Source organism: Serratia sp. LACPHL-BACT-2024-00286 (assembly GCF_043109535.1).
In the GTDB taxonomy this organism is placed as follows: Bacteria; Pseudomonadota; Gammaproteobacteria; order Enterobacterales; family Enterobacteriaceae; genus Serratia; species Serratia sarumanii.
This window is the reverse complement of record NZ_JBICNA010000001.1, coordinates 676775-699475: the sequence shown is the minus strand read 5'-3', so window position 1 is coordinate 699475 and position 22701 is coordinate 676775. Positions and strand designations below refer to the sequence as shown.

The 22701-nt window shown below is 59.9% G+C and carries 17 protein-coding genes and 1 riboswitch; of the genes, 5 read left to right on the top strand and 12 right to left on the bottom strand.

Translation table 11 applies throughout. The features are described from left to right. Window positions 1–15: 15 nt before the first annotated feature. Entirely contained in the window at window positions 16–1035 is a 1020-nt protein-coding gene (locus tag ACF8MC_RS03370; RefSeq protein ID WP_074026598.1) for a GlxA family transcriptional regulator, read from the bottom strand. 439 nt (window positions 1036–1474) lie between these two features. Here ACF8MC_RS03370 and ACF8MC_RS03365 point away from each other — a divergent pair, with 439 nt between their 5' ends. Further along, window positions 1475–1642, top strand: coding sequence for a hypothetical protein (locus ACF8MC_RS03365; RefSeq protein WP_239506343.1), 168 nt, complete (start codon window positions 1475–1477; stop codon window positions 1640–1642). Between the two features lie 48 nt (window positions 1643–1690). Here ACF8MC_RS03365 and ACF8MC_RS03360 read toward each other — a convergent pair whose 3' ends face one another. Further along, window positions 1691–4120: a DUF3772 domain-containing protein gene (locus ACF8MC_RS03360; protein ID WP_204350878.1), complete on the bottom strand. Its 2430-nt coding sequence runs from the start codon at window positions 4118–4120 to the stop codon at window positions 1691–1693. A 450-nt stretch (window positions 4121–4570) separates the two neighbouring features. Between ACF8MC_RS03360 and ACF8MC_RS03355 the strand changes: the two genes are divergently transcribed. Then, complete coding sequence (locus ACF8MC_RS03355) at window positions 4571–6301, top strand: ABC-F family ATP-binding cassette domain-containing protein (protein WP_164104974.1); 1731 nt, start codon at window positions 4571–4573, stop codon at window positions 6299–6301. Window positions 6302–6489: 188 nt separating this feature from the next. Here the strand turns inward: ACF8MC_RS03355 and ACF8MC_RS03350 are convergent, their stop codons facing one another. Both ACF8MC_RS03350 and ACF8MC_RS03345 read right to left on the bottom strand, forming a co-directional pair. Continuing rightward, complete coding sequence (locus ACF8MC_RS03350) at window positions 6490–7122, bottom strand: TetR/AcrR family transcriptional regulator (protein WP_033634603.1); 633 nt, start codon at window positions 7120–7122, stop codon at window positions 6490–6492. Between the two features lie 22 nt (window positions 7123–7144). Then, a complete protein-coding gene (locus tag ACF8MC_RS03345) occupies window positions 7145–10249 on the bottom strand; it encodes an efflux RND transporter permease subunit (protein WP_164104975.1) in 3105 nt (1034 codons plus the stop codon). Between the two features lie 178 nt (window positions 10250–10427). Here ACF8MC_RS03345 and ACF8MC_RS03340 point away from each other — a divergent pair, with 178 nt between their 5' ends. After that, on the top strand, window positions 10428–11273 hold the full coding sequence (locus ACF8MC_RS03340; protein ID WP_164104976.1) for an inositol monophosphatase family protein: 846 nt from the start codon (window positions 10428–10430) through the stop codon (window positions 11271–11273). Here ACF8MC_RS03340 and ACF8MC_RS03335 read toward each other — a convergent pair. The 6 genes from ACF8MC_RS03335 to ACF8MC_RS03310 all read right to left on the bottom strand — a co-directional run bounded on the left by ACF8MC_RS03335 (window position 11216) and on the right by ACF8MC_RS03310 (window position 17903). After that, a complete protein-coding gene (locus tag ACF8MC_RS03335) occupies window positions 11216–12592 on the bottom strand; it encodes a cation diffusion facilitator family transporter (RefSeq protein ID WP_103773644.1) in 1377 nt (458 codons plus the stop codon). The genes ACF8MC_RS03340 and ACF8MC_RS03335 overlap by 58 nt on opposite strands. A 26-nt stretch (window positions 12593–12618) precedes the next feature. Beyond that, a complete protein-coding gene (locus ACF8MC_RS03330; RefSeq protein WP_033634607.1) occupies window positions 12619–12798 on the bottom strand; it encodes a hypothetical protein in 180 nt (59 codons plus the stop codon). Between the two features lie 109 nt (window positions 12799–12907). After that, window positions 12908–12991 carry a protein MgtS gene (gene mgtS / locus ACF8MC_RS03325; RefSeq protein ID WP_369803928.1) on the bottom strand — a complete coding sequence of 28 codons (84 nt, stop codon included), beginning with the start codon at window positions 12989–12991 and terminating at the stop codon, window positions 12908–12910. A gap of 140 nt (window positions 12992–13131) precedes the next feature. Then, complete coding sequence (locus tag ACF8MC_RS03320) at window positions 13132–14154, bottom strand: magnesium transporter (protein ID WP_033653108.1); 1023 nt, start codon at window positions 14152–14154, stop codon at window positions 13132–13134. A gap of 77 nt (window positions 14155–14231) precedes the next feature. Further along, a riboswitch (M-box (ykoK) riboswitch) is annotated at window positions 14232–14405 on the bottom strand. A 142-nt stretch (window positions 14406–14547) separates the two neighbouring features. Then, on the bottom strand, window positions 14548–16167 hold the full coding sequence (locus ACF8MC_RS03315) for an ABC transporter substrate-binding protein (RefSeq protein WP_164098110.1): 1620 nt from the start codon (window positions 16165–16167) through the stop codon (window positions 14548–14550). Window positions 16168–16406: 239 nt separating this feature from the next. Next, window positions 16407–17903, bottom strand: a complete 1497-nt coding sequence (locus ACF8MC_RS03310; protein ID WP_392423143.1) for an alpha/beta hydrolase — start codon at window positions 17901–17903, stop codon at window positions 16407–16409. A 221-nt stretch (window positions 17904–18124) separates the two neighbouring features. On the opposite strand from ACF8MC_RS03310, the gene ACF8MC_RS03305 reads away from it, so the two are divergent. Together ACF8MC_RS03305 and fusA are read left to right on the top strand one after the other, a co-directional pair. Beyond that, window positions 18125–18373 carry a DUF883 family protein gene (locus tag ACF8MC_RS03305; protein ID WP_004938127.1) on the top strand — a complete coding sequence of 83 codons (249 nt, stop codon included), beginning with the start codon at window positions 18125–18127 and terminating at the stop codon, window positions 18371–18373. A gap of 237 nt (window positions 18374–18610) precedes the next feature. Beyond that, window positions 18611–20716 (top strand): elongation factor G, encoded by a 2106-nt coding sequence (gene fusA, locus ACF8MC_RS03300; RefSeq protein WP_033648394.1) that lies wholly within the window; start codon window positions 18611–18613, stop codon window positions 20714–20716. Between the two features lie 27 nt (window positions 20717–20743). Here the strand turns inward: fusA and ACF8MC_RS03295 are convergent, their stop codons facing one another. Both ACF8MC_RS03295 and ACF8MC_RS03290 read right to left on the bottom strand, forming a co-directional pair. Further along, complete coding sequence (locus ACF8MC_RS03295; RefSeq protein WP_164104977.1) at window positions 20744–21712, bottom strand: DMT family transporter; 969 nt, start codon at window positions 21710–21712, stop codon at window positions 20744–20746. A 98-nt stretch (window positions 21713–21810) separates the two neighbouring features. Beyond that, entirely contained in the window at window positions 21811–22638 is an 828-nt protein-coding gene (locus ACF8MC_RS03290; RefSeq protein ID WP_086579889.1) for an AraC family transcriptional regulator, read from the bottom strand. Window positions 22639–22701 lie beyond the last annotated feature (63 nt).

The following is a 22701-nucleotide window of genomic DNA, read 5'->3' as shown; positions in this document are numbered from 1 at the left end:
TAACTGCAGCCCTATTTACTCCTTCACCAACTTTTCCACTTCCCTGCGTCGCTTGCGGAACGAACTCGGTGTCTCACCGTATTGCTTACGAAACCACGAAATGAGATGCGACGCGTCCGAAAATCCGGTCGCGGTGGCAATTTCGTTAATACTGTTACTTGAATCGGCCATCAGCTTTCGCGCCTGCTCCAACCGCATACTGCGCCAGTAAACGGCTGCTGAGTGGCCAGTGCATTTGGTGAATATCAGATTGAGCTGACGAAAGGTCACACCCGCAAAATCCGCCACGTCGGCGAGCGGGATCGGTGAATCAAGGTGCTGTTTCATAAATTCAATTACCTTACTGACCCGTTCGTTCTCATACACATCCGGCGCATTAAGCGGGGCTTTCTGCTTCGCCTTTCCGGCAGGTTGCGGTGCGTCCATCAGTAGATATTTCAGTACCTTCTGCGAGCGTACCAGGCCGCAATGCTGACGGATCAGATCGGCCGCCAGGTCAATTGCCATGCCGCCCGGACAGGAGATAATCCCGCCGTCTTTAATATAGGTTTTGTCGATTACCGGAATGGCTTTTGGAAAACGTAGCCGAAACTCGTCGCGGGTAGTGAAGTGGATCGCACAGTGATGATTATCCAGCAGCCCGGCGTTACCGGCAACGAACGCTCCGCTGCACAGCGTAATGATTGGAATATTGCGGGCGTGCAGATCCCGCAGCGCCTGTAACAACCATTCTGGCGGGGTGCGAGTCTCTTCGAGCAATCCGCCAGCGACCACGAAATAGTCCCAGTCTCGGGAAAAATCGAGCTTCGCAGTCGGTGATACCGGCAAACCGCAGCTGGCAGTGACCGGCCGATCGTCGCAGGTCATCCACTCCCACTGGCAAAAAATCTGCCGGCTGGAGAAGGATTCATCCGCCGCAAAGCGCAGAGATTCCACCAGGCCGGCAACCGAAGCCAGCGTAAATTGCTTCATCAGCAAAAAACCCATTGTCAGGTCGGGTTTTGGCTCGATGTTTTTTTCATAGGCGTTCTTCATCAGACTCCTGCAATCCTCCAGCTTTTTCAGAAGACATTACGGATCGGCGATGTCCCGAGTATTTAGACCAACGGCGATCGGCTTCTCGGCGCTATTGCCCAACTTTTAACTGGTCGCATAACGTTTTCCACCAGTATGGCGTACTACCCTGCGCGGCGCTTAGGTGCATTAATGGACAATCACGGAGCGATAGCAGAGAGACAGCCAGGAGCCGAATGTGCAGATTTACACACATATTGCGAACGGTACAACCGTTGTATACCAAAGTGATCCGTCTTGTGTGTGACTCCACCCGCGGACTTATGGTCTGCTGTATCGCGTAAGTCATCAGGAGATATCAGGACACTACCGATACCGCTGTATAGATCGCACCGGCGAGCGGTGCCGTTCGCTTTCCCGACATATACTTAAGGGAGGAATCGCAATGGAGGACGGTGAGATGAAGAAGATTATTCTCGTGTTTTTGATGCTGATGCTGAGCGGGTGCATCGGCGGCGGTGGCAGCCCGTCGAATGCGCCTTCGGCCTCGCCGAATGAGCCTTATACCTGCACCAAATCCAGCGCCAACAGCGACTGTTCGCAATCGGTGGAGCCGTCGATGTACTAGCCGCATTCGGCGGGCCGTCGCTTAACGGCCCGCCGCCTCAGGGCTGAATTAGGAGGAGTGTTCCTCTTCGTTGGCCTGATATCGCGTCGCCTGCTGCTTCATAAACACCACTTCCTGCGGGCTGGACAGGCTGACACGCTGCGCGCGCAGCAGCTTGAGGATGTTGAACAGCAGTTCGCTCTTGGTCGCGCCGACCATGCGCGGGCTCGGCACATAGCCGGTCACGCTCAGGATAATGCCGTCCGGCCCCAGCTGGCTGAAGCGCACGTAAGGCGCCGGCGTTTCCAGGATGTTTTCGTATTCGTGGTAAGCGTTAAGCAGAATATTGCGCACCTGCTCCGGATCAATGTCGGTCGGGAACGTCAGCGCGATGGTCACCACCCCTTGCGCGTTGCCCATGGTGGCGTTGCGCACGTTCTGCGAGATCAGCTGCGAGTTCGGTACGATCATGGTGGAGCGGTCGCTGAGCTGGATTTCAGTGGCGCGCACGTTGATGCGCCGCACGTCGCCTTCCACGCCGCCGATGCCGATCATATCCCCCACCTTCACCGGGCGCTCGGTCAGCAGGATCAGGCCGGAAATAAAGTTCTTCACGATCTCCTGCAAACCGAAACCGATGCCGACCGACAGGGCGCTGACGATCCACGCCAGGTTGCTCCACTGGATGCCCAGCGCCGCCAGGGTGATCAGTATCACCAGCACATAGCCGATATTGCTGAACAGCGTCACCAGCGAGGCGCGGATGCCGACGTCCGAGATGGTTTTCGGCAGCAGTTCAGATCCCAGCCAGCGCCGCACCGCGCGCAGAATATAGATGCCGATCGCCAGGCAGATCACGGCGTTGAGCAGGTTGCCGGGCACGATGTTGAAACGCTGCAAGCCTTCACCGGTCAGGATGGAGACGATTTTCTCCATCAGCGAGCCCGGCGTGGTGCTGCCGAACGAGCCGTTGAACAGCGAGACAATCATCAATAGCAACAGCGAACATTTGGCCAGAGCGGTGGTGATGATCGCCATCTGCTCCAAATGGCGATCCTTGAAGCTGAGCGTTTTTTTCAGCATCTTGCCGCTGACGGTCTGCGGCGAAAACAGCGCGGCGCACAAATCGGTGGCGAACAGCACCATAAAATAGAACGCCATCAGCACCAGCACCACCCAGATCAGTTGGTAGGTCAGGAAGCGGGCGAAGGCGATGTAGCCGATAAGCAGGGAAAACAGGATCACCACCGAACAGACCAGGGTGACGAGGTGCACCAGCCCGCTGACCAGCGTGCGTTTTTCCAGGTGCGCGCCCTGCTGTTCCAGCCGGCGCCGAATGCGCTGGCCGCGCAGCGGCGCCGCCAGCAGCACCATGCCGATCAGCCCCGCCACCAGGCCGTTGCCGAAGATGGTGGTGGCCAATGAGGCGCTGACGACGTTGTTGATCAGCTCCACGGTGCCGAACGCCAACGCCAGGCCGGCCAGCAGCGGCGAGAAGTAACGCAGCCCGGCGGCCACCTCGTTATCCATGGAAGCCAAGCGCCACGACGGGCGATTCAGCGACAGCGCCGCACGCCCCAGCCCGGCGATCAGCGCGCAGAAAATCCCCAGACGGTTAAAGCCTTCGGCGAAGTCCTCCAGCATCACCGGCAGCGGCTGCACGCGAACAAAGACGTAATACAGCAGGTTCAGCGCGATAGAGGTGGTGATCACCGTCACCACCACGGTGACGAGCGCCATAAAGCTGCGGCGCAGACGCCCGTCCGGCAGGAAACGGATGCTGACCCAGGCGAGGAAACGCTCGGAGAAATAGCGCCCCCAGGACCAGACAATCACCGCCAGCGCCAACAACGCCAGCGTGCCGTAACGCCACTCGTCCTGCCAACTGGCATCCCAGGCCGCTTTCATCTCGGCGTTGAACTGATCCAGCCGCTGCACGTCATTTTCGGACGGCTGCAGCACCGGCGCCCAGAATTTGATGCCCAGAATGCTGCCGGTATTCAGCGCCAGCTGGGTTTTAAACGCCACCCGGCGCAGATCGCCGATCTGTTGCCCCAGCTCGAAGGCGTTGGTCTTGATGGCCTGAGCGCGTTTTACCGCATCGTCCAGCTGTTTCTTGCTGTTGTTCAGCGCGTTGCGCTGCTGGGCCACCGCCGGGGTTTCAGGCAGCGCGCCGGCCGCCGGGGCCGGCCCCAGGACGTCAAGCTGCGCTTTCAGTTTGTCCTGCTCGGGCTGCAGATCGGTGGCGAGCTTTTCCATGCTGGCGACCAGATCGTCGGTCGCCAGCCGCAGTTTGCTGAGCTGGTTATCGGTGGTCGCTTTGGAAACCAGCTGCTTCATGCTGTCCAACTGCTTTTGCGCGGCTTTCAGCTGCGTAGCGGGATCGGGCGCGCTTTCGGCGGCGGGATCATCCTGGGCGGCGGCGACGGCGCCGAACGGCGTCAGTTGCAAACCAAACAGCAATAACAACAACAGCAGGAACGGGCGAGGCTTTAACATAAATTCAGTGCTCAGCATCATTATCTGATAGACAGACGAACAGGCGGCGGATGAACCGTCGCTTAACCATAAACGCTAATTATAATAGCTGCTTAATGTCGGCCGAAATACAGTAATTATTCCCATTGTGTGCCACGCGCGCGCGCCCTCCTTAGCCTGCTGATTATTCAGGCGCTTTTACACTGGCGATACGGCACAAGGCGCTCTATACTCCAGCCACCGATTAACCTGCAACCAATAAAAGGAGACTTACTATGCTGACGTGTGAATTGTTTTTTCACTCACACTTCTTTGGTAATCGTCGCCGCTCAAGCATTACCGGTATCGTGCTGCGATAACCCAGCTTGAGCGAAGCTTACTAAAATCCAGGATCTTCCCTCCGGCTTACCGGGTTGTCGTCAGCGATGTTTGACGATAGGCATTGTCATGCCTGTAACTCTTGAGTAAGCAATGAGCACACTACTGTCTGCACAATCTGTCGGTTACGACAACGCGTTCGGCGTCCTGCTGAGCGAGATTTCCTTCACCCTGAAAAAAGGCGATCGCATCGGTTTGATCGGCGACAACGGCTGCGGCAAAAGCACCCTGCTGCAACTGCTCAGCGGCGCCCTGCCCATCCACAGCGGAACGGTGACATTGTCACAACAGTGCCTGATGGCGCGCATCGAACAACACCTGCCGCCCGAGCTGCACGCCAGCACTCTGCTGGATGCGGTGCTGGCGCGGCTTCCGGCGAGCCAACACCTCAGCGAACGCTGGCGCTGTGAAGCGCTGCTCGCCGAGCTGGGGTTTGAACCGGCGAGCTGGGCGTTGACCGCCGGCACCCTCAGCGGCGGCCAGCACACCCGCCTGCTGCTGGCGCGCGCGCTGATCCGTCAGCCCGATCTGCTGCTGCTCGACGAGCCCAGCAACCACCTGGATCTGCCCACGCTGCTGTGGCTGGAGCAGTTCTTGCGCAGCTGGAACGGCAGCTTCGTGCTGGTGTCGCACGATCGCTATCTGCTCGATCAGGTGACCAACTGTACCTGGATCCTGCGCGACAAAACGCTGCAGTTTTTCCGCTTGCCCTGCTCCGCCGCGCGTCAGGCGCTGGCGGAACAGGACGCTGCGGACGAGCACCGCCGTCGGGCCGAGCAAAAAGAGATAGACCGGGTGGAAAAAAGCGCCAAACGTCTGGCGACCTGGGGCAAGGTCTATGACAACGAAGATCTGGCGCGCAAAGCCAAGCAAATGGAAAAGCGCGTCGATCGGTTGAAGGAAGAACAGACCACCCTGACCGCCGGCAGCCTGTGGCGGCTGCGACTGCAGGGAGAGGCGCTGGACGCCGATCGCCTGCTGGCGCTGCCGCAATGGGCCGTGCGCCCGGCGCCGGAGGCGCCGGTGCTGTTCAGCCTGGCACATCTGCGGGTGAAAAGCGGCGATCGCATCGCCATCGTCGGGCGCAACGGCTGCGGCAAATCGTCGCTGCTGCGCTTGCTGTGGCAGGCGTATCAGCAGCCCACGGAACGCCCGGCGCTCTTCCACCCGCGCGTGCGCATCGGCTATTACGATCAGAGCCTGCAACAGCTGCGCGATGAAGACACGTTGAGCGAAGCGCTGGCGCAGTTTGCGCCGCTGACCGAGGAACAGCGGAAAATGGCGCTGATCGGCGCCGGCTTCCCTTACCTGCGCCATCATCAGCAGATCCGTTCGCTGAGCGGCGGCGAGCGTTCGCGGCTGCTGTTCGTCGGCCTGACGCTGGCCAACCATTCGCTGCTGCTGCTGGACGAGCCCACCAACCACCTGGATATGGCGGGCAAAGAAGAGTTGGCGGAAACGCTGCGCCAGTTCGCCGGCGCCGTCATGTTGGTCACCCATGACCGGATGCTGATCGAACAAAGCTGCAACCGCTTTTGGCTGATCGACCAGCAAAAACTGGAGGAGTGGCACGATCTGGCGCCGGTGTATCAGCGCCTGGCGGGCGAAGCGCCGGCGCTGCCGACGGCGGGCAAGGCCAACGCAGACTGTCCGACGCCGCACGAACGACTGGAAGACGAAGAAGCGCTGTTGGCCGCGCTGTTGGCCCTCGAAAGCAAACTGGAGGACGACCTGGCGCGCAAGCCCAAGCACCAGAAACCGGCGCTTCAGGCGCGCTGGCGCCGCGAGATTGCCGACATCACCGCCCGGTTGAATCTGGGCTAACCCCACAGGCCGCCGAAAGGCGGCCTGTTTATTGATGTATTGATGGAAAGCCGCTTGTCGCTTTCCCTTGGTTCGCACGGCATCCCGATTGCTGGTCACTGTCGGCCAGCCAGGATAATCCGCGCGGGCGGCGATACCGGCCGTGGCTTTGCGTATGCAGCAAAGCGCCAGGATCACGTTCTCTTTGGTTATTCGGTAATGGCAGGCGGCGAATATCGCCAGGCTAAAAGAAACGCGGTGATAGCCGCTTCGGCCATCTGTTGCAACTGTTCCGGCGTCGGCCACTGGTCGGATAACAGAGCTGCCGGCAACGGATACCCCATCACCGCGCCCAGAAATGCCATAGCCTGAGGCTGCGCATCAGCAAATTGGACTTGCCCATGTTGCCGCGCCTGTTCCAACATTTTCACAAATGCCTGCAGCACCCGTCCGGCATTGCGTTCACGCAACGTGGCGTACAACTCAGGTTTCTGCAACAGCAGTTGCACCATCAGCCGCTGAAAATGCACGTTATCAACGCTGAAAAAATGCGCCTGCACCACCGAAGCGAAACGCGCCAGCACCTGCGGTAAATCCATACTCTCCTGAGCCAAAATGGCGGCGATCGGCGGCTGCATCTTCTCGATAAGATGGTTGAACGTCTCCAGCACCAGGGCGTCTTTGCTCGGGAAGTGATTATATAAGGTTTGACGGGTGGTTCCCGCCTCGTTGGCTATCTCGTCCAACGAGATATCCAAGCCCTGCTGCAAAAACAGAACGCAGGCGGTTTCCAGTATCCGTGGCCTGGCCTTCATCGGCCGTCCCGGTTGGCGGTTGATCATGCTCTCTCTCCAGCCCAGAGGCTCATTTTCGCGCCTTAAGTCGTGCCAACCCTTGTTTGGTCAGAACAAAAAACAACGGTACGAACAATAATGTCAGCAGTGTGCCAGAAATCATGCCGCCGATCACCGCAATCCCGATTTCGCGCCGGCTGGCGGCCCCGGCACCGACAGAAAGCGCCAGGGGGATCACACCCGCGACAAACGCCAATGAGGTCATCACGATGGGCCGCAGACGCATTCGCGCCCCTTCCAGGGTCGCCTGCAACAAAGCGGATCCCGCTTTGAGCCGTGTTTCAACAAACTCGACGATCAGGATAGCGTTTTTCGCCGACAGGCCAATCGTCGTCAACATTCCCACCTGGAAGTAAATATCGTTTTCATACCCCGCAAGGCGCGCGGCGACAACGGCTCCGATAATCCCGAGGGGAATGATCAACATCACGGACAATGGGATAGACCAACTCTCGTACAGCGCGGCCAGGCAGAGGAAAATGAACAACACCGAAGCCAGATACACCAGCAATGTTTGCCCGGCGGCCAATTGCTCCTGATATGAGAGCCCGCTCCACTCAAGGCGGTAGCCGTCTACACCGCCGATGATGCTCTGCATACGCGCCATCGCGGTGCCGGAGCTTTCGCCCTCGGCTGCCGTCCCCTGTAACTGCGTGGCCGACAGCCCGTTAAAGCGCTGCAGCATTTGTGGCCCTGAGAGCCAACGCGTAGTCGCGAAGCTGGCAAAGGACGCCATGCTGCCGCTTTCACCACGTACGAACCAATTATCGATATCATCCGGCGCCGATCGCCAGGCCGCGTCCCCCTGCATGTAGACCCGCTTTACGCGGCCGCGATCGATAAAATCGTTAATATAAGCGCCCCCCCAGGCGGCAGAAAGCGTGTTGGTGATGTCAGCCTGCTGCAGCCCTTGTGCGCTGGCCTTTTGCTGATCGATATCGACCTGCAATTGTGCTTTATCTTCGAGGCCATTGATGCGTACCGCCGTTAACAACGGATCTTCGGCAGCGGCGGCGATCACTTGCCTCTGCGCAGCTTGCAGTGCGTCATGCCCAACGCCGTTTTGATCCTGTAACCACAGTTCAAATCCACTGGACTGCCCCAATCCGCGCACCGCCGGCGGCGACAACACATTGATCTGCGCGTCGCGATAGTTTTTGAAATGGCGATTGGCGCGGCTAATAATCGCCAGCGCGTTATTCTCATTACCGCTGCGCAGCGACCAATGTTTAAGTTCGGCAAACGCCATGCCGACATTCTGACCACTGCCGGCGTTATTGCGCCCGACAACCATGAAGATCACATTCAGGTTATCCCGCTCGGCGGTCATGAAATAGTCGACGATAGCGTCAGCAGTCTGTTGCGTTCTGGCCATCGGGGCGCCTGGCGGCAGAGAAAACTGGACCATTACCGAGCCCTGATCCTCGACTGGGAGAAAACCGGTAGGCATCCGCAGATATTGCCAGATCATGAAACCGACCAGCAGCAGCGCCAACATGCAAAAACGCCCTTTGCGCGCCATCACATGGTTCAATCCCAACCCATAACGCCGCTGTCCGTATTCCACCAGGCGGTTAAAGCCGCGAAAAAAGCGGCTGCGCGGCCGCTGCACCGACGGTTTTAGCAAACCGGCGCACAATGCCGGCGTCAAGGTCAACGCCACCAAAACCGACAGCACCATAGCGGCGACGAGCGTGATGGAAAACTGTCGATAGATTATGCCGGTTGAACCGCCGAAAAATGCCATCGGAACAAATACCGCCGAAAGTACCAGCGCGATGCCGATCAGCGCACCATTGATCTCCCGCATCGAATGCAACGTCGCCTCGCGCGGCGGCAATTGCGCTTCCTCCATCACGCGCTCAACGTTCTCAACCACCACTATCGCGTCATCCACCAACAGGCCGATCGCGAGCACCATGGCGAACAGTGTCAAGGTGTTTACGCTGTAACCCAACAGCGCCAAAATGCCGAAAGTGCCGAGCAGCACTACGGGTACCGTAATGGCGGGGATCAATGTGGCGCGCCAATTTTGCAAAAACAGATACATCACCACAATCACTAGCGCGATCGCTTCCAACAAGGTTTGCACGACGCCTTCAATGGACACCAGTACGAACGGCGTGCTGTCACGCGGATAAGCCACCTGCAGCCCCGGCGGAAACTGCGGCGCCATGCGATCCACTTCAGCCCGCACCCGTTCGGCAACCTCCAGCGCATTGGCGCCGGAAGCCAGTTGAATCGATATGCCGGCCGCTGGGTACCCGTTGAGGCGCGTTTGGTTTTGATAGTTTTCCGCACCGATCTCCACGCGCGCAACATCGCGCAAATACACCGCCGAACCGTCGGTATTGGTGCGCAGAATAATATTCTCAAACTGCTCCGGCGTTTCCAGCCGCGATTGCGTGGTCACGGTCGCGTTCAACGCCTGGCCATCCATCGTAGGCAATGCGCCGATCTCACCGCTGGTGACCTGGGCATTTTGCGCTTCTATCGCGGCTTGCACGTCAGATGGCATCAGGCCATAACCGCTCAACTTGATCGGATTGAGCCAAACGCGCATCGCATATTGAGCGCCAAATACCGTCGTCTCCCCGACGCCATCCACCCGGCTCAGCGGATCTTGCAGCGAACTGACCAGAAAATCATTGATATCAACGCTGTCCATGCGGCCTTGCGTGTCGTACAGGGCGACTACCATTAGGCTATCGCCCTGCGATTTTGTCACCGTGATCCCTTGCTGCTGCACTTCTTGCGGCAATCGCGACGTTGCCTGATTGACCGCATTTTGCACTTGAACCTGAGCAATGTCCGGGTCGGTTTGTTGTTCGAAGCTAAGGCTGATGCGAGCCTGACCCGCCGAACTGCTGGTTGATGAGAAATACAACAGGCCATCGATCCCTTTAATTTGCTGTTCGATAATCTGAGTTACGCTGTCCTCTACCGTTTTGGCCGAAGCGCCGGGGTAATTGGCGGTCACCGTGACGCCGGGTGGGGCGATGTCGGGATATTGCTCAACCGGCAATGTCCAGAGCGCCAGTGCGCCCGCCGCCATAATGCAGATGGCCAGCACGGCCGCAAATACCGGTCGAAAGACGAAAAAATGCGCTAGCATGCCTGACTCCTCTGATTATCTCGCTTACGGATGCTTTGATGATGCATCTAATGACGTCAATTACTTTACAGTAAAGTAAATAAATTAAATCAAATCTGAAATCAAGCAGGAATCAACACCGTATTGTCATCTGACTATGGCACCCTGCACGCTAAACTTTGTTCGGAACATTGCTGCCATGACTTCACTTTCGCCTCGGGACATCGAGGCGCGCTACCGCTTCGCGCGTGAGATCGCCCGCGCCGCCGCCGATCTCGCCTTCAGCTTTTATCAACGGCGGCAAAGCCTGGCCATCGACTTCAAACAGGGGCTGCAGGACGTGGTCAGCGAGGCCGATCGCCGCGTCGAAGCGCTAATCCGCCGCATGATCAGCCGCCGTTTTCCCCAGGACGGGTTTCTCGGCGAGGAAAGCGGCAGCGCCGGCGAGAATGCCGCCTGCATTTGGGTCGTCGATCCGATTGACGGCACCGCCTGCTTCCTGAACGGATTGCATACCTGGTGTATCGCGATAGGCGTGGTGATCGACGGCGAGCCGACGATAGGCGTGGTCTACGATCCCAACCACCGCGAGATGTTCCGCGCCTGTCGCGGCGGCGGCGCCTTTCTCAATGGGGAGCCGATCGCTGTGCATGCCGGGCGCAGCGTCGCGGATGGCGTGATGGGCGTCGGGATTTCCCCGCGCGCCTCGGCGGCGGAATTCAGCGGCTTTCTCTGTCGCCTGCTGCAGGCGGGCGGGATGTTTGTGCGCAGCGGCTCCGGCGCGTTGATGACCGCCCAGGTGGCCGCCGGACGGCTGCTGGGCTATTACGAACCGCATATGAACGCCTGGGACAGCCTACCTGGGTGGGTGCTGACGCGCGAAGCCGGCGGCGTGGCGAATGACTTTATGCACAACGACGGGCTGCGGCGCGGCAACCCGTTGCTGCTGGCCAACGCGGCGCTCTACCCGCAGTTGGCCGAGCTGATTCATATGCCGGGCTTGATCGGCTCGACGTGCCCTATCGCGCGCGTGATGGCCGGATAAAGCGCGCGCAACCGGCGCTCGACCCGATCGACCGCATCGTGCGCGGCGGCGATGGTCACCGCCGGCGACACCCGGCAGTGGAAGTTGACAATGATGCCGCCGTCGCTCTTGCGTGCACGCACGTTGTGTACGTCTTGCACGCTCTCTCCCTGCTCCAGCGCCGACTGCAGGATCCGCCGAATATCGGCCAGCTCCGTCGCATCGACATCCTCGCTGGTCAGCCAGTGCGGCGTCTGCGGCTCCAGGTGCGTCTCTATCTCGGTGTCCTCACCGATCGCCTGGCGCAGGATCCCTTCTATCTCCGTGGCGATGTCATGCGCCTGCGCCACGCTGGCGTTGGCCGGCACCGCCAAATCCATGCCGATCGCCATGCGCGTCGGCAGCTGCTGCAAGGTCACATTCTGTACCTGCGCGCCGTGGTTGGCGGCGATCGCCCGAATGCGCGTCGCCATGTCTTCATCGCTGCGGGTCTGCGGCACCGCGATGACGGTGAATTCCGCCCTGGCGTAGTGCTCCCGCAGTCGCTCGACGATCTCTCGCTTCAGCGCGTCGATGCGCTCCAGCGGCAAGGTGCGGCACACCGCCACCGTGATCTCGACGAACAGCACCGCGCCGGCATTGCGAATGCGCACGCTGTCGCAGGCCAGCACCGCCGGAAAACGCGCCAGCGTGGCGCGGATCGCCTCAGTAGCCCCGGCCGGCGCGGCATCCATCAGTGAATCGAAGGAGCGTTTACCCAGTTTGATCGCGGCGACAAAGATAAAGCCGGCGACGATCAGCGCGGCGATGGCGTCCGCGCGGCCAAAGCCCAGCAGCACAAACACCATGCCCAGCAGCACCACGCCGGACGAAAGCATGTCGGAGAAGAAATGCAGCGCATCCGCTTCCAGCGCCGCGCTGTCGGTCGCTTTGGCGACGCGGTTGAGCGCCCGCACGCGGAAGAAATCGACGCAGATGGAAATCAACAGCACCGCGATCACCACCGGCGCGGCGACGATCTCATGCGGCTGCCCGAGCAGGCTGCTGCCGGCCTCATAGACAATCCAACCGGCGGCGCCCAGCAACAGCAGCACCTCAAACAGCGCCGCCAAGTTTTCCACCTTGCCGTGGCCGAAGTGGTGATCGTCATCGGCGGGCTTATCGCTGATGCGCACCGCCAGCCAGGTGATGCTGGTGGCGATAAAATCGGTGAAAGAGTGGATCCCTTCGGATATCAGACCAATACTGCCGGTAAAAATGCCGGCGACAAATTTGCCCGTGGCCAGTAACCCGCTGGCGATCATCGAGTTTCTGGCCACGGCCTGTTTTTCATTCTGCATTATGCTGCTCACATTCGGACGGTGATTTATTTTTTTATTTTAGAGGATAATTGCCATACAACGGCGATCAGCAACATACTGCCAGAGAATGTCAGCATGAGGCTAGTAAGAAAATTGGATTTTCCGGTGGAATAAAAATAAATCTCATTAACGCCAACCGAGATCATTAAAATGGCGTAGAGCAATCCCAGAATAAGAATCGTCATTATTATCAACTCCCGTATCAGGCCGCGCGTTCGGCGCGCCGCTAAAAATCCTCCCCATAATAAATAACGGTTACGGGGAGGATGCATCTAGGCGGATCTTTTGCGTTCATCAATCATCCCATTTGGTGCTCATATAGGCCGCCAACAGGCCCAGTGAGCTGATCATTGCCAGGAATCCCATAAAAATAGTCATGTTTCCCATTGTTTTTTCCTCAGGTTAAATGTTATCGATAAAAGCCCCTCGCGTTAAATATCGGGGTTGGTCGGTATCCATATTTTTTAACGCCCTCCTCTTTTTTGTCACACTCCCGCCATTTTTAGAGCGGGAACCGTTTAAATCCCCAAAACGTACTGGGCAATTTTGAAATAAATAATCAGGCCGGTGCCGTCGATAAAGGTGGCGATAAACGGCGCCGACACCACCGCCGGATCGATGCCGAGCCGTTTCAACAGCATCGGAATGATCGACGAAACAATCGCGCTCCACACGGTGATCGCCACCAGCGACAGGCTGACCACCAGCGTCACCTCCATGCCGACGCCCATGATCCAGGCGCGCACCCAGGCCGCCAGGCCAATGGTGACGGCGATCAGCAGCGAGGTCGTGACCTCTTTGCGGATCACCGCGCCAAGATTGCGCAGGCTGACCTCGCCCAGCGCCATGGCGCGCACCAGCGTCGAGGTGATCTGGGTGCCGCTGTTGCCGCCGGTGCCGATCAGCAGCGGGATAAAGAACGCCAGCGCGATCGCCGCTTCGAGTTGCTCTTCAAACGCCTTGAGCACGTTGCCGGTGTAAGCCTCGGCGACGAACAGCATCAGCAGCCACACCGAGCGTTTGCGCCACAGCGCCCACGGACTGGTCTCCAGATAAGGTTTGTCCAGCGGCAGGCTCGCGCCCTGGCGCTGCGCGTCTTCGGTGTTTTCAGCCTCGACCAGCCGGGCGATCTCTCGCTCCCCCAGCACGCCGACCAGCGTGTTGTTCGCCACGACCGGCACCACGTCCAGGCCGCCCTTGCCGAGCAGATGCGCCACGTCGTTGCGATCGTCGTCGGGTGAAACCTGAAAATAGCTGTGGTCCATCATCACGCCGACCGCTTTATCCTGCTCGTCGCACTGCAGCAGTTTTTTCACCGACAGCGTGCCGCGCAGATGATAATCGTCCGCGGTAATAAATACCCGGGTGGGAATTTCGTCCGTTTTAAGCTGTGAAAGTAAATATTCCCGGGCATGATTGACCGTCATCGTCGCGGGAACGGTAATAAAATCGGCGTTCATATAACCGGCGACCGATGTCTCGTCGAGAGTTTCAGTCGCGCTCAGCGCCGGAGAAGAATAGTGTTGATGTGACTTTATCATTTTGTCAGTCCCTATTTCTGTTTTGAACTTCAACAGCGAATCGCATAGGGGCGTAACCACAGAGGGGGAGTGCAGACTGCCTATCTCCGCGTCCAGGTTTTAGCACTATACAACGTATCCGAATTGTTGCTCGGAAGTTACTTTGGGCTGAACCTTAATCCGATAAAGCCTGTCTTAACCTTGGGCATCTCTCGATGTCGTCAGATCAGTAACCTGTGTTTGTATAGGAGCCTCGCCAAACGAGATACTGCATATAAACTACCGGCGCAGTATAGGCGGTGTTTTATCCGGCGGGAAGAAAAGATTGCCCGTCGTTTATGGAGTATTTAGGATAATGTTATTAAACACGAATCTATAAAAACGGCTGATATAAATCAGCCGTTTTTTTATTTCTCAGTGCTCGAGAAGGTAGACGTTTTTATCGTACAAAGCGCCCTGGCGGGTAAAGTCGATCCCCTTCACGTAGGGTTTAATGAGCGTGGCGTTGGCCTCGTAGTACACCGGCGCCACCGGCGTATCGGCGGCCAGCACCGCCTCGGCCTGCTGGAAGTAGCGCTGCACCTGCTGCGGCGTCTGCGCCGCCGTCGCCTGGTGCAGAATGCGGTCATAGTCCGGGTTATGGTATTTGGCGCTGTTCTCGCTGCTGTCGGAACGGAACACGTTCAGAAAAGTAGACGGATCGTTATAGTCCGCCAGCCAGCGGGTAAAGGCCACGCCGTACTGCCCGCGGTTGATATTATCCAGCGTCACTTTACGCTCCTGGCTTTGCAAGCGGGCTTCTACCCCAAGGTTCTTTTTCCACATGGCGGCGGCGGCGATGACGATCTTCTTGATGGTGGCGTCGTTGCTGTACAGCACGGTAAAGCGCAGCGGATTCTCGGCGTTGAAACCGGCCTGCGCCAGCAACTGCTTCGCCTGGGCGTGCCGCTGTTCCGGCGTCCAGCCAGCCGCAGCGCCGGGCTGCAGGCTATAGCCGCCCGCCCCCGTTGGGGTAAAGGTCCAGGCCGGCTGTTGGCCGTATCCCAGCACCTTGCCGGCGATAATCTCTTTGTCGAGCGCCAGATTCAGCGCCTGGCGCACCCGCAGGTCGTTAAACGGCGCCTGGCGATTGTTGAAGGCGAAGTAACTGGTGGAGAGCAGCGGATAGGTCACCAGCTGTTGCTCGCCGAGCGTTTTTTTCAGCTGCTGATACAGCTCCGGCGGTGTGGTATACCCCAACTCAACCTCACCGGCGCGAAAACGCGCCACTTCCGGGAACCCCTGTATCGGCAAGAACGTCACCTTGTTGAGCACGGTGTTGGCGTTGTCCCAATACTGCGGATTGCGCTCCACCACCACCTTTTCGTTCACCACCCACTGGCTGAGGCGAAATGCGCCGTTGCCGACAAAATGCGCCGGTTGAGTCCAGTTCTTGCCGTACCGCTCCACCACCTTGCGGTTAACCGGCAAGACCGGAAAATGCACCAGCTGCTTGAGCAGGTAGGAGTTGGGCTCCGACAGCGTCACCTGCAGGGTGTGCGCGTCCAGCGCCCTGACGCCCAGCTCGCTCGGCGGCTTGCTGCCGGCGTTGATCGCCGCGGCATTCAGCACGTAGGCCGAAGCCAGATAGCTGCCGTACGGCGACGCGGTTTTCGGATCGGTGAGGCGCCGCCAGCTGTAGACAAAATCGTCGGCGGTCACCGGATCGCCGTTCGACCATTTGGCCTGCGGCCGCAGATGGAAAGTCCAGACGTTGCCCTGATGCTCCCACTTCTGCGCCAGCGCCGGGACCGCTTCGCCGTCTTTACCGACGCGCAGCAACCCTTCGAACAGATCGTTAAAGATGTAGAACTCCACATTGCTCTCGGCCAGGTTCGGATCCAGCGTCGCCGGCTCATACCCGTTGGCGCGCACCAGCTCTTGCACCTCCGCCAGTTTAGCGCCCGCCGGCACCTCGGCCGCCTGAGCGTTCGCCGCGTTAAAAGCCAGGAGGATTAAACCAGCCAAATTCTTGCCATTAAATGAATATTTCACATCGATATACCTGTTAAGTGTTTTATCGCGTTCAATATGCAATGAGGCAGTGGAATAAATTAAATCATTAATCGCTATGAGTCATAACCAAAAGCGGTGTTGAATTTCTTTCATTATCAAAGGTGTAGTGGCGACAGAACGACGAAAAACGGCAGTTCGGACACGGCGGCGCTCGGCGCCGAAGCCATGATCCTTCATCACCATCAGCCCCTGTCAGGCCGGCATTCCGCCCGGCCTTCTCAACGGCAAATTTTGTCGCGACGCGGCTTTTTCGGCGCCAGCAGATAATCCACTACGCTTTCGTCAACGCAGCTGTCGATGCCGTTCAGCGCCAGCGTATGCCCGTCGCGTTCGCGGGTGATCAGCGGGCTTTTAAAGGCGGCGGCCATCACCTGCGCATTGCGGTACGGCGTGGTCGGATCGTAGCGCTGGGCGACGAACAGCAGCGGCGGCAGCGCGGCGGACGCCACCGGCGTGTGCGGCCGATCTTTGCCGCGATACGGCCACAGATCGCACATCTCCAGCGGGTATTCGTGCAGCGGCAGATAGTGGGCATACAAAGCGGCGGTATTGATCTCCTGCCTCTGCCGGCGCAACTGCTGCGGATCGGCCGTCGGGTTGGCGACGTCGGCGCAGGTGATGACGTTCAGGGCGTCATCGGCATCCGGCGAATAGCTTTCGTCGATCAGATCGGAAACCTGCTGCCCGGCGATCCCGGCATCGAGCTGGCGCAGCACGGTCGCCAGCTCATGCCAACGCTCCGGCCACAGCAGCAGCGAACGCGTGACCGTCAGCACGTCGTCGGCGGAGATTTCATAACCCGCCGCGGTGACGAACGGCTGCTCATGCAGCTTGCGCAGCAAGGCGTGATAGCGCTGCAGCGCCTGATTGGCGCCGCCACCCAGCTGGCAGCTGTCGGTTTTTCCGCAGTAGGCGGCGAAGCGCAGGAAGCTTTTCTGGAAGCCCCGCTCCTGGTTCAGCCGCTGGGTGAAATCGTCCTCCGCCAGATCCACCACCCCGTCGAGCACCAGCGCGCGCGTTTTCTTCGGAAAACGCTCGGCATACAGCGCCGCCACCTTGGTGCCGTAAGAGTACGCCACCGCCGTCAGCCCCGGTTCGCCCAGCGCGTGGCGGATCGCGTTCAGATCGTTGACCGCTTCGTCGGTGCCGATATGTTGCAGCACGTCCGCGCCGGTCTGTTTGATACAGGCGGCAATCAGGGTGCGCGTCTGGCTTTCCGCACCGGCCACGTCGTTGTCGTCCGGTGACGGGGTTTCGTCGCCTTCGGCCAGCTGGCAGGAGATTTTCGGCGTCGATTGGCCGACGCCGCGCGGATCGTAACCGATGATGTCGTAGGATTTTCGCAGTCTGGCGACGTGGGCGTCGTTGCCCAAATAAGGGTTAATGCCCGGCAGACCCGGCCCGCCGCTGATCATCACCACGCTGCCCTTTTTCGGCCCGGTAGCGGGCAGCAGGGTCAGCGCCAGCCGCACGGTCTGTTCGCCCGCCCGCGCCGCATGAGCAGGAGGCGTAGCGTACGCCAGCGGCGCTTCAAGGTAACCGCAGCGCAGCCCCGGCGGCGGCGGCTCATCGAACCAGCGTTGAAAGCCGCTGTTGAGACAAGATTGCCAACGAATGCCGTTCTCGGCCGCCGCGCCGTGAGCCGCAGGCCTGGCCTGGGCGGGCAATGCGGCGGCGGTCGCGGCGAGCAGCGCCAGAATACGCAGTACTGACATGGGGAGTCCTTTCAACGCAACGAATCGGTCAAAGGTTAACGGTACTCGGTTAAACCGCTAGCCAATAGAACACAAAAAACCGCGCGGGTGAAGCCGTCACCGCGCGCCCGGCAAGACTTTTCTTTGCTCAGATTGCTCTTATAACGCACAGAATGCTGCAAAAAGTGCCGTTCACCTGCTAGGCTTAAGGTTCGTTAACCCACAAGGAACAGGAGAGCAGCATGTTTGGAAAAGCGGAAGACAAAGCCAATGAAGCCGCAGGCGCGGTAGAAGAAGCGTTCGGCAAAGCCGTCGATTCGCCGGAGCATCAGGTGCGCGGCGCGGCGCGCAAATACGCCTCCCAGGCCAGCTATGCCGCCCGAGACGCAGCGGACAGCGTAAGAACCCAGGTGGAAGCCAACCCGCTGGCCGGCGTGGCCGTTGCGGCGGCGGTCGGCATCGTTTTCGGCTTCTTGCTGGGACGCAAATAACGGCGAATTCGCCACTCGACAACAGGCCCGTTACGGGCCTTTTTTTCGCCCTCTCCTCCACCTGCTTGCTAACTTTCATCTATCACAGCCATCGCTTAAAAAAACCAACGCCTTCAACTACGATTAGTTTGTGACCAGAGCGAGGCTCTGCGATCCGGCAGATAACCCTATGAGGATTATCACCATTATCCATGCTGTTTAAGCCGCTCTCCTTCACGCGGCTAAGAAAGGTTGATTATGGCTCGCACCACCCCTATCGAACGTTACCGCAATATCGGCATCTCCGCGCATATCGATGCCGGCAAAACCACCACCACCGAGCGGATTCTGTTTTACACCGGGGTCAGCCACAAGCTGGGTGAAGTGCATGACGGCGCGGCGACCATGGACTGGATGGCGCAGGAACAGGAACGCGGCATCACCATCACTTCGGCGGCCACCACCTGCTTCTGGAACGGCATGCAGCATAATTATCCGCAGCACCGCATCAATATCATCGACACCCCCGGCCACGTCGATTTCACCATTGAAGTGGAGCGCTCGATGCGCGTGCTGGACGGCGCCGTGATGGTCTATGACTCGGTGGGCGGCGTGCAGCCGCAGTCGGAAACCGTCTGGCGCCAGGCCAATAAATACAAGGTGCCGCGGCTAGCGTTCGTCAACAAGATGGACCGCATCGGCGCGGACTTTTTCCGCGTGCGCAAAATGATGATCGAGCGCCTGAAAGCCAACCCGGTGCCGATCGTTATTCCGATCGGCGCCGAAGACCACTTCAGCGGCGTGGTGGATCTGGTGCGGATGAAAGCCATTCTGTGGGACGAGGCCTCGCAGGGCATGAACTTCAGCTTCGAAGAGATCCCGGCCGAGCTGCGCGATTCGGCGCAGGAGTGGCGCGAAAACATGATTGAGGCCGCCGCCGAAGCCTCGGAAGAGCTGATGGAAAAATACCTCAACCAGGTGCCGCTGAGCGAAGAGGAGATCGTCCACGGGCTGCGGGTGCGCACCGTCGCCGGCGAAATCCAGCCGATGCTGTGCGGCTCGGCGTTCCGCAACAAAGGGGTGCAGCGCATGCTGGATGCGGTGATCGAGCTGATGCCCTCGCCGCTCGACGTGCCGCCGATGGAGGGCCACGGCGAACATGATGAAATCATCACCCGCAAAGCCGACGACAACGAAAAATTCTCGGCGCTGGCGTTCAAGCTGATGACCGACCCGTTCGTCGGCCAGCTGACCTTCGTGCGCGTCTACTCCGGGGTGCTGGCCAAAGGCAGCAGCGTTTACAACCCGATCAAGGGCAAAAAGGAGCGCATCGGCCGCATCGTGCAGATGCACGCCAACGATCGTAAGGACATCGACGAGCTGCACGCCGGCGACATCGCCGCCTGCGTCGGCCTGAAGGACGTCACCACCGGCGATACGCTGTGCGACCCCGGCGCCATCATCACGCTGGAACGCATGACCTTCCCCGAGCCGGTGATCGCCCAGGCGATTGAGCCGAAGACCAAGGGCGACCAGGAGAAAATGGGCATCGCGCTGCAGCGCCTCTCTTCGGAAGATCCGTCGTTCCGCGTGCGCACCGATGAAGAATCCGGCCAGACCCTTATCTACGGCATGGGCGAGCTGCACCTGGAGATTATCGTCGATCGCATGCGCCGTGAATTCGGGGTGGAGACCACCACCGGCAAGCCGCAGGTGTCGTACCGCGAAACCATCCGCAAACGGGTGGCCGACGTGGAAGGCAAGTTTGTGCGCCAGTCCGGCGGTAAAGGGCAATACGGCCACGTGGTGCTGACCGTCGAACCGAACGAACCCGGCAAAGGCTTCGAGTTCTTCGATGAGATCAAGGGCGGCGTCATTCCGGGCGAGTTTATCCCGGCGGTGAAAAAAGGCGTGCTCGAGGCGCTGAACAACGGCGTGCTGGCCGGTTATCAGGTGGTAGACGTCAAGGTGCACCTGACCTTCGGTTCTTACCATGACGTCGACTCGTCGGAACAGGCGTTCCGCATGGCGGCGATCTTCGGCTTCAAAGACGCCTGCCGCCTGGCGGATCCGGTGATCCTTGAGCCGATTATGTCGGTGGAGGTGGAAACGCCGGAAGATTACGCCGGCAACGTGATGGGCGACCTCTCCTCACGCCGCGGTCTGGTGCAGGGCATGGAAGAGATCCCGGGCGGCGGCGGCAAGGAAATTCGCGCCAAGGTGCCGCTATCCGAGATGTTCGGTTACTCGACCACCCTGCGTTCGATGTCGCAGGGCCGCGCCACCTACACCATGGAATTCAGCCACTACGCTGAAGCGCCGCGCAACGTGGCCGAAGAGATCATTCACCACAGCAAGCGTTAACCCTCGCGCCCGCCTTCGCGGCGGGCGTCACCCCTGCTTGTCTTCCAGCGCCACCACCACCGGCTGCGGCTTGATGCGCATGGCGTACACCACGCCGGCGATCAGGCAGACGATGCCGGCCAGCGTCAGCAGCGGCGGCCAGGCCTGGCGCAGCAGAAAGGTATAGGCCAACCCCGCCAGAATTTCGAACACGATGAGCGGCCCCACCAACACCGTCGGCAGCCGCTGGCTGGCTTCGTTCCAGCACAGCGCCCCCAGCCAGGAGCAGAACACGCCGATGACCAGCATCAGCGGGATAAACACCTCCGGGCGCGGGCCGAACGGCAAGGCGAACGCCGGTTCGCTCAGCGCCAATTGGCCGCAGACCGCCAGATAGCCCAGCAGCGCCAGCGGCAGCGTCACCAGCCCTTGCGCCGTGGCCCAGGTAGCCGGCCGCTGCGTCGGGTTCTCCCGCAGCCAGCGCGAGTTGCGCAGCGGGAACCAAGTCCAGCACGCCACCGCCAACACGGCCAGCCCCAGGCCGCTGAGATAGCGCCAGCCGTCGACCGGCAGCGCATTGCCGCGCAGCTCGGCGACGTTCACGCACGCCAACCCGCAGACGATCAGCAGCAGCGCCGGCGCCAGCTTGCCCCAGGCCAGCCGCCCGTCGTGCCGGCCGTAAAACAGATTGGCGCAGAGGGCGATCACCACCGGCAAGGTGCCGATGATCATGGTCGACACCGGTGCGCCGGTACGCTGAATGGCGCTGGCCAGGCACAGGTAGTACAGCAGGTTGCCGATGGCCGTCAGCTTAAGCGCCTCCAGCCAATCCTGGCGCCGCAGCTTGCGCAGGCGGCGACGATCGAGCCAGGCCAGCGGCAAGGTGATCAGCCCGAAGGACAGATAGCGCCCGGTGGACTGCAGCGCGGCGGGATAATCCGGCACCAGCAGCGGGCCGACGAAGATCAATCCCCACATCAGCCCGGCGGCCAGGGCAAACACAACGCCAATGAACATAACGACTCCGACAAACGGCCGGCGCGGCCAACCCGCCCGACAAGACAGCGGCAGAGTAGCGAAAACGCGGGGAGGAATTATTGTAGCAGGTTGCTGTTTTAACCCAATTTCACCTGTTTCTGGAAACGCACCGGCGTGACACCGTAACGATTGGCGAAGGCGCGCGTCAGGTGCGCCTGATCGGTCAGCCCCGCCGCCGCCGCCACCTGTGCGGCGGGCATGCCACGCTCCAGCATGCGTTTGGCCTGCGACAGCCGGATCGCCATCAGCATCTGCTGCGGCGAAACGTGGTATTCGGCCTTGAACTTGCGCAGAAAATGGTACGGGCTGAGCGACACCAGCTCGGCCAGCTGATTGAGGGTCACCGCCTCGGCGAAGTTATCGTGCAGGTAGCTTTTCACCACCTCGAAACGGTGCGCCGCCTCGGTTTTTTCCCGCTGCCCGATGCGGATATGCGGGTGCAACAGCTCGACCGCTTCCAACAGCAGGCCGTCCAGCGTAAGCGGATCGTCGGTTTGCCACAGCGTGGCGAGAATGGCGGACAGGCGCTGCGCCGCCCGCGGATCGTGGCGCACCGCATCGGTGAACCACTGGCTCCGATCGCCGGACAGCTGCTCCAGCGCCTCGGGCGCCAGATAGAGCATGCGGTAACACCAGCCGCCCGGCGTTTCGGCTTCGCCGGTATGCAGCTCGTCGGGGTTCATCAGCACCAGCGCGCCCGGCGCCGCCAGATGCTGCGCGCCGCGATAGCGGAAACGCTCCGCCCCGGTATCTACGGTGCCGATAGCGAAGGCGTCGTGGGTATGCGGCTCGAAGGCATAGCGCTCAATGTGCGCCTGATAGAGTTCGACGCCCGGCAGATGCGACAAATGGCGGAACTGCGCGCAATCCTTCTCGAACGGAAACTGTTGCGGTACCCCTTGCACTCGACCTCCTCGTCCGTGCTGACAATCTGCTCAGCATAGCCAAAACATCGCCGGTTGAGTAGC

Excerpts from the sequence above, each read along its gene's own strand:
- ACF8MC_RS03370 (WP_074026598.1), bottom strand. The coding sequence starts at position 1,035 with ATGAAGAACGCCTATGAAAAAAACATCGAGCCAAAACCCGACCTGACA.
- ACF8MC_RS03365 (WP_239506343.1), top strand. The coding sequence starts at position 1,475 with ATGAAGAAGATTATTCTCGTGTTTTTGATGCTGATGCTGAGCGGGTGC.
- ACF8MC_RS03360 (WP_204350878.1), bottom strand. The coding sequence starts at position 4,120 with ATGTTAAAGCCTCGCCCGTTCCTGCTGTTGTTGTTATTGCTGTTTGGT.
- ACF8MC_RS03355 (WP_164104974.1), top strand. The coding sequence starts at position 4,571 with ATGAGCACACTACTGTCTGCACAATCTGTCGGTTACGACAACGCGTTC.
- ACF8MC_RS03350 (WP_033634603.1), bottom strand. The coding sequence starts at position 7,122 with ATGATCAACCGCCAACCGGGACGGCCGATGAAGGCCAGGCCACGGATA.
- ACF8MC_RS03345 (WP_164104975.1), bottom strand. The coding sequence starts at position 10,249 with ATGCTAGCGCATTTTTTCGTCTTTCGACCGGTATTTGCGGCCGTGCTG.
- ACF8MC_RS03340 (WP_164104976.1), top strand. The coding sequence starts at position 10,428 with ATGACTTCACTTTCGCCTCGGGACATCGAGGCGCGCTACCGCTTCGCG.
- ACF8MC_RS03335 (WP_103773644.1), bottom strand. The coding sequence starts at position 12,592 with ATGCAGAATGAAAAACAGGCCGTGGCCAGAAACTCGATGATCGCCAGC.
- ACF8MC_RS03330 (WP_033634607.1), bottom strand. The coding sequence starts at position 12,798 with ATGACGATTCTTATTCTGGGATTGCTCTACGCCATTTTAATGATCTCG.
- mgtS (WP_369803928.1), bottom strand. The coding sequence starts at position 12,991 with ATGACTATTTTTATGGGATTCCTGGCAATGATCAGCTCACTGGGCCTG.
- ACF8MC_RS03320 (WP_033653108.1), bottom strand. The coding sequence starts at position 14,154 with ATGATAAAGTCACATCAACACTATTCTTCTCCGGCGCTGAGCGCGACT.
- ACF8MC_RS03310 (WP_392423143.1), bottom strand. The coding sequence starts at position 17,903 with ATGTCAGTACTGCGTATTCTGGCGCTGCTCGCCGCGACCGCCGCCGCA.
- ACF8MC_RS03305 (WP_004938127.1), top strand. The coding sequence starts at position 18,125 with ATGTTTGGAAAAGCGGAAGACAAAGCCAATGAAGCCGCAGGCGCGGTA.
- fusA (WP_033648394.1), top strand. The coding sequence starts at position 18,611 with ATGGCTCGCACCACCCCTATCGAACGTTACCGCAATATCGGCATCTCC.
- ACF8MC_RS03295 (WP_164104977.1), bottom strand. The coding sequence starts at position 21,712 with ATGTTCATTGGCGTTGTGTTTGCCCTGGCCGCCGGGCTGATGTGGGGA.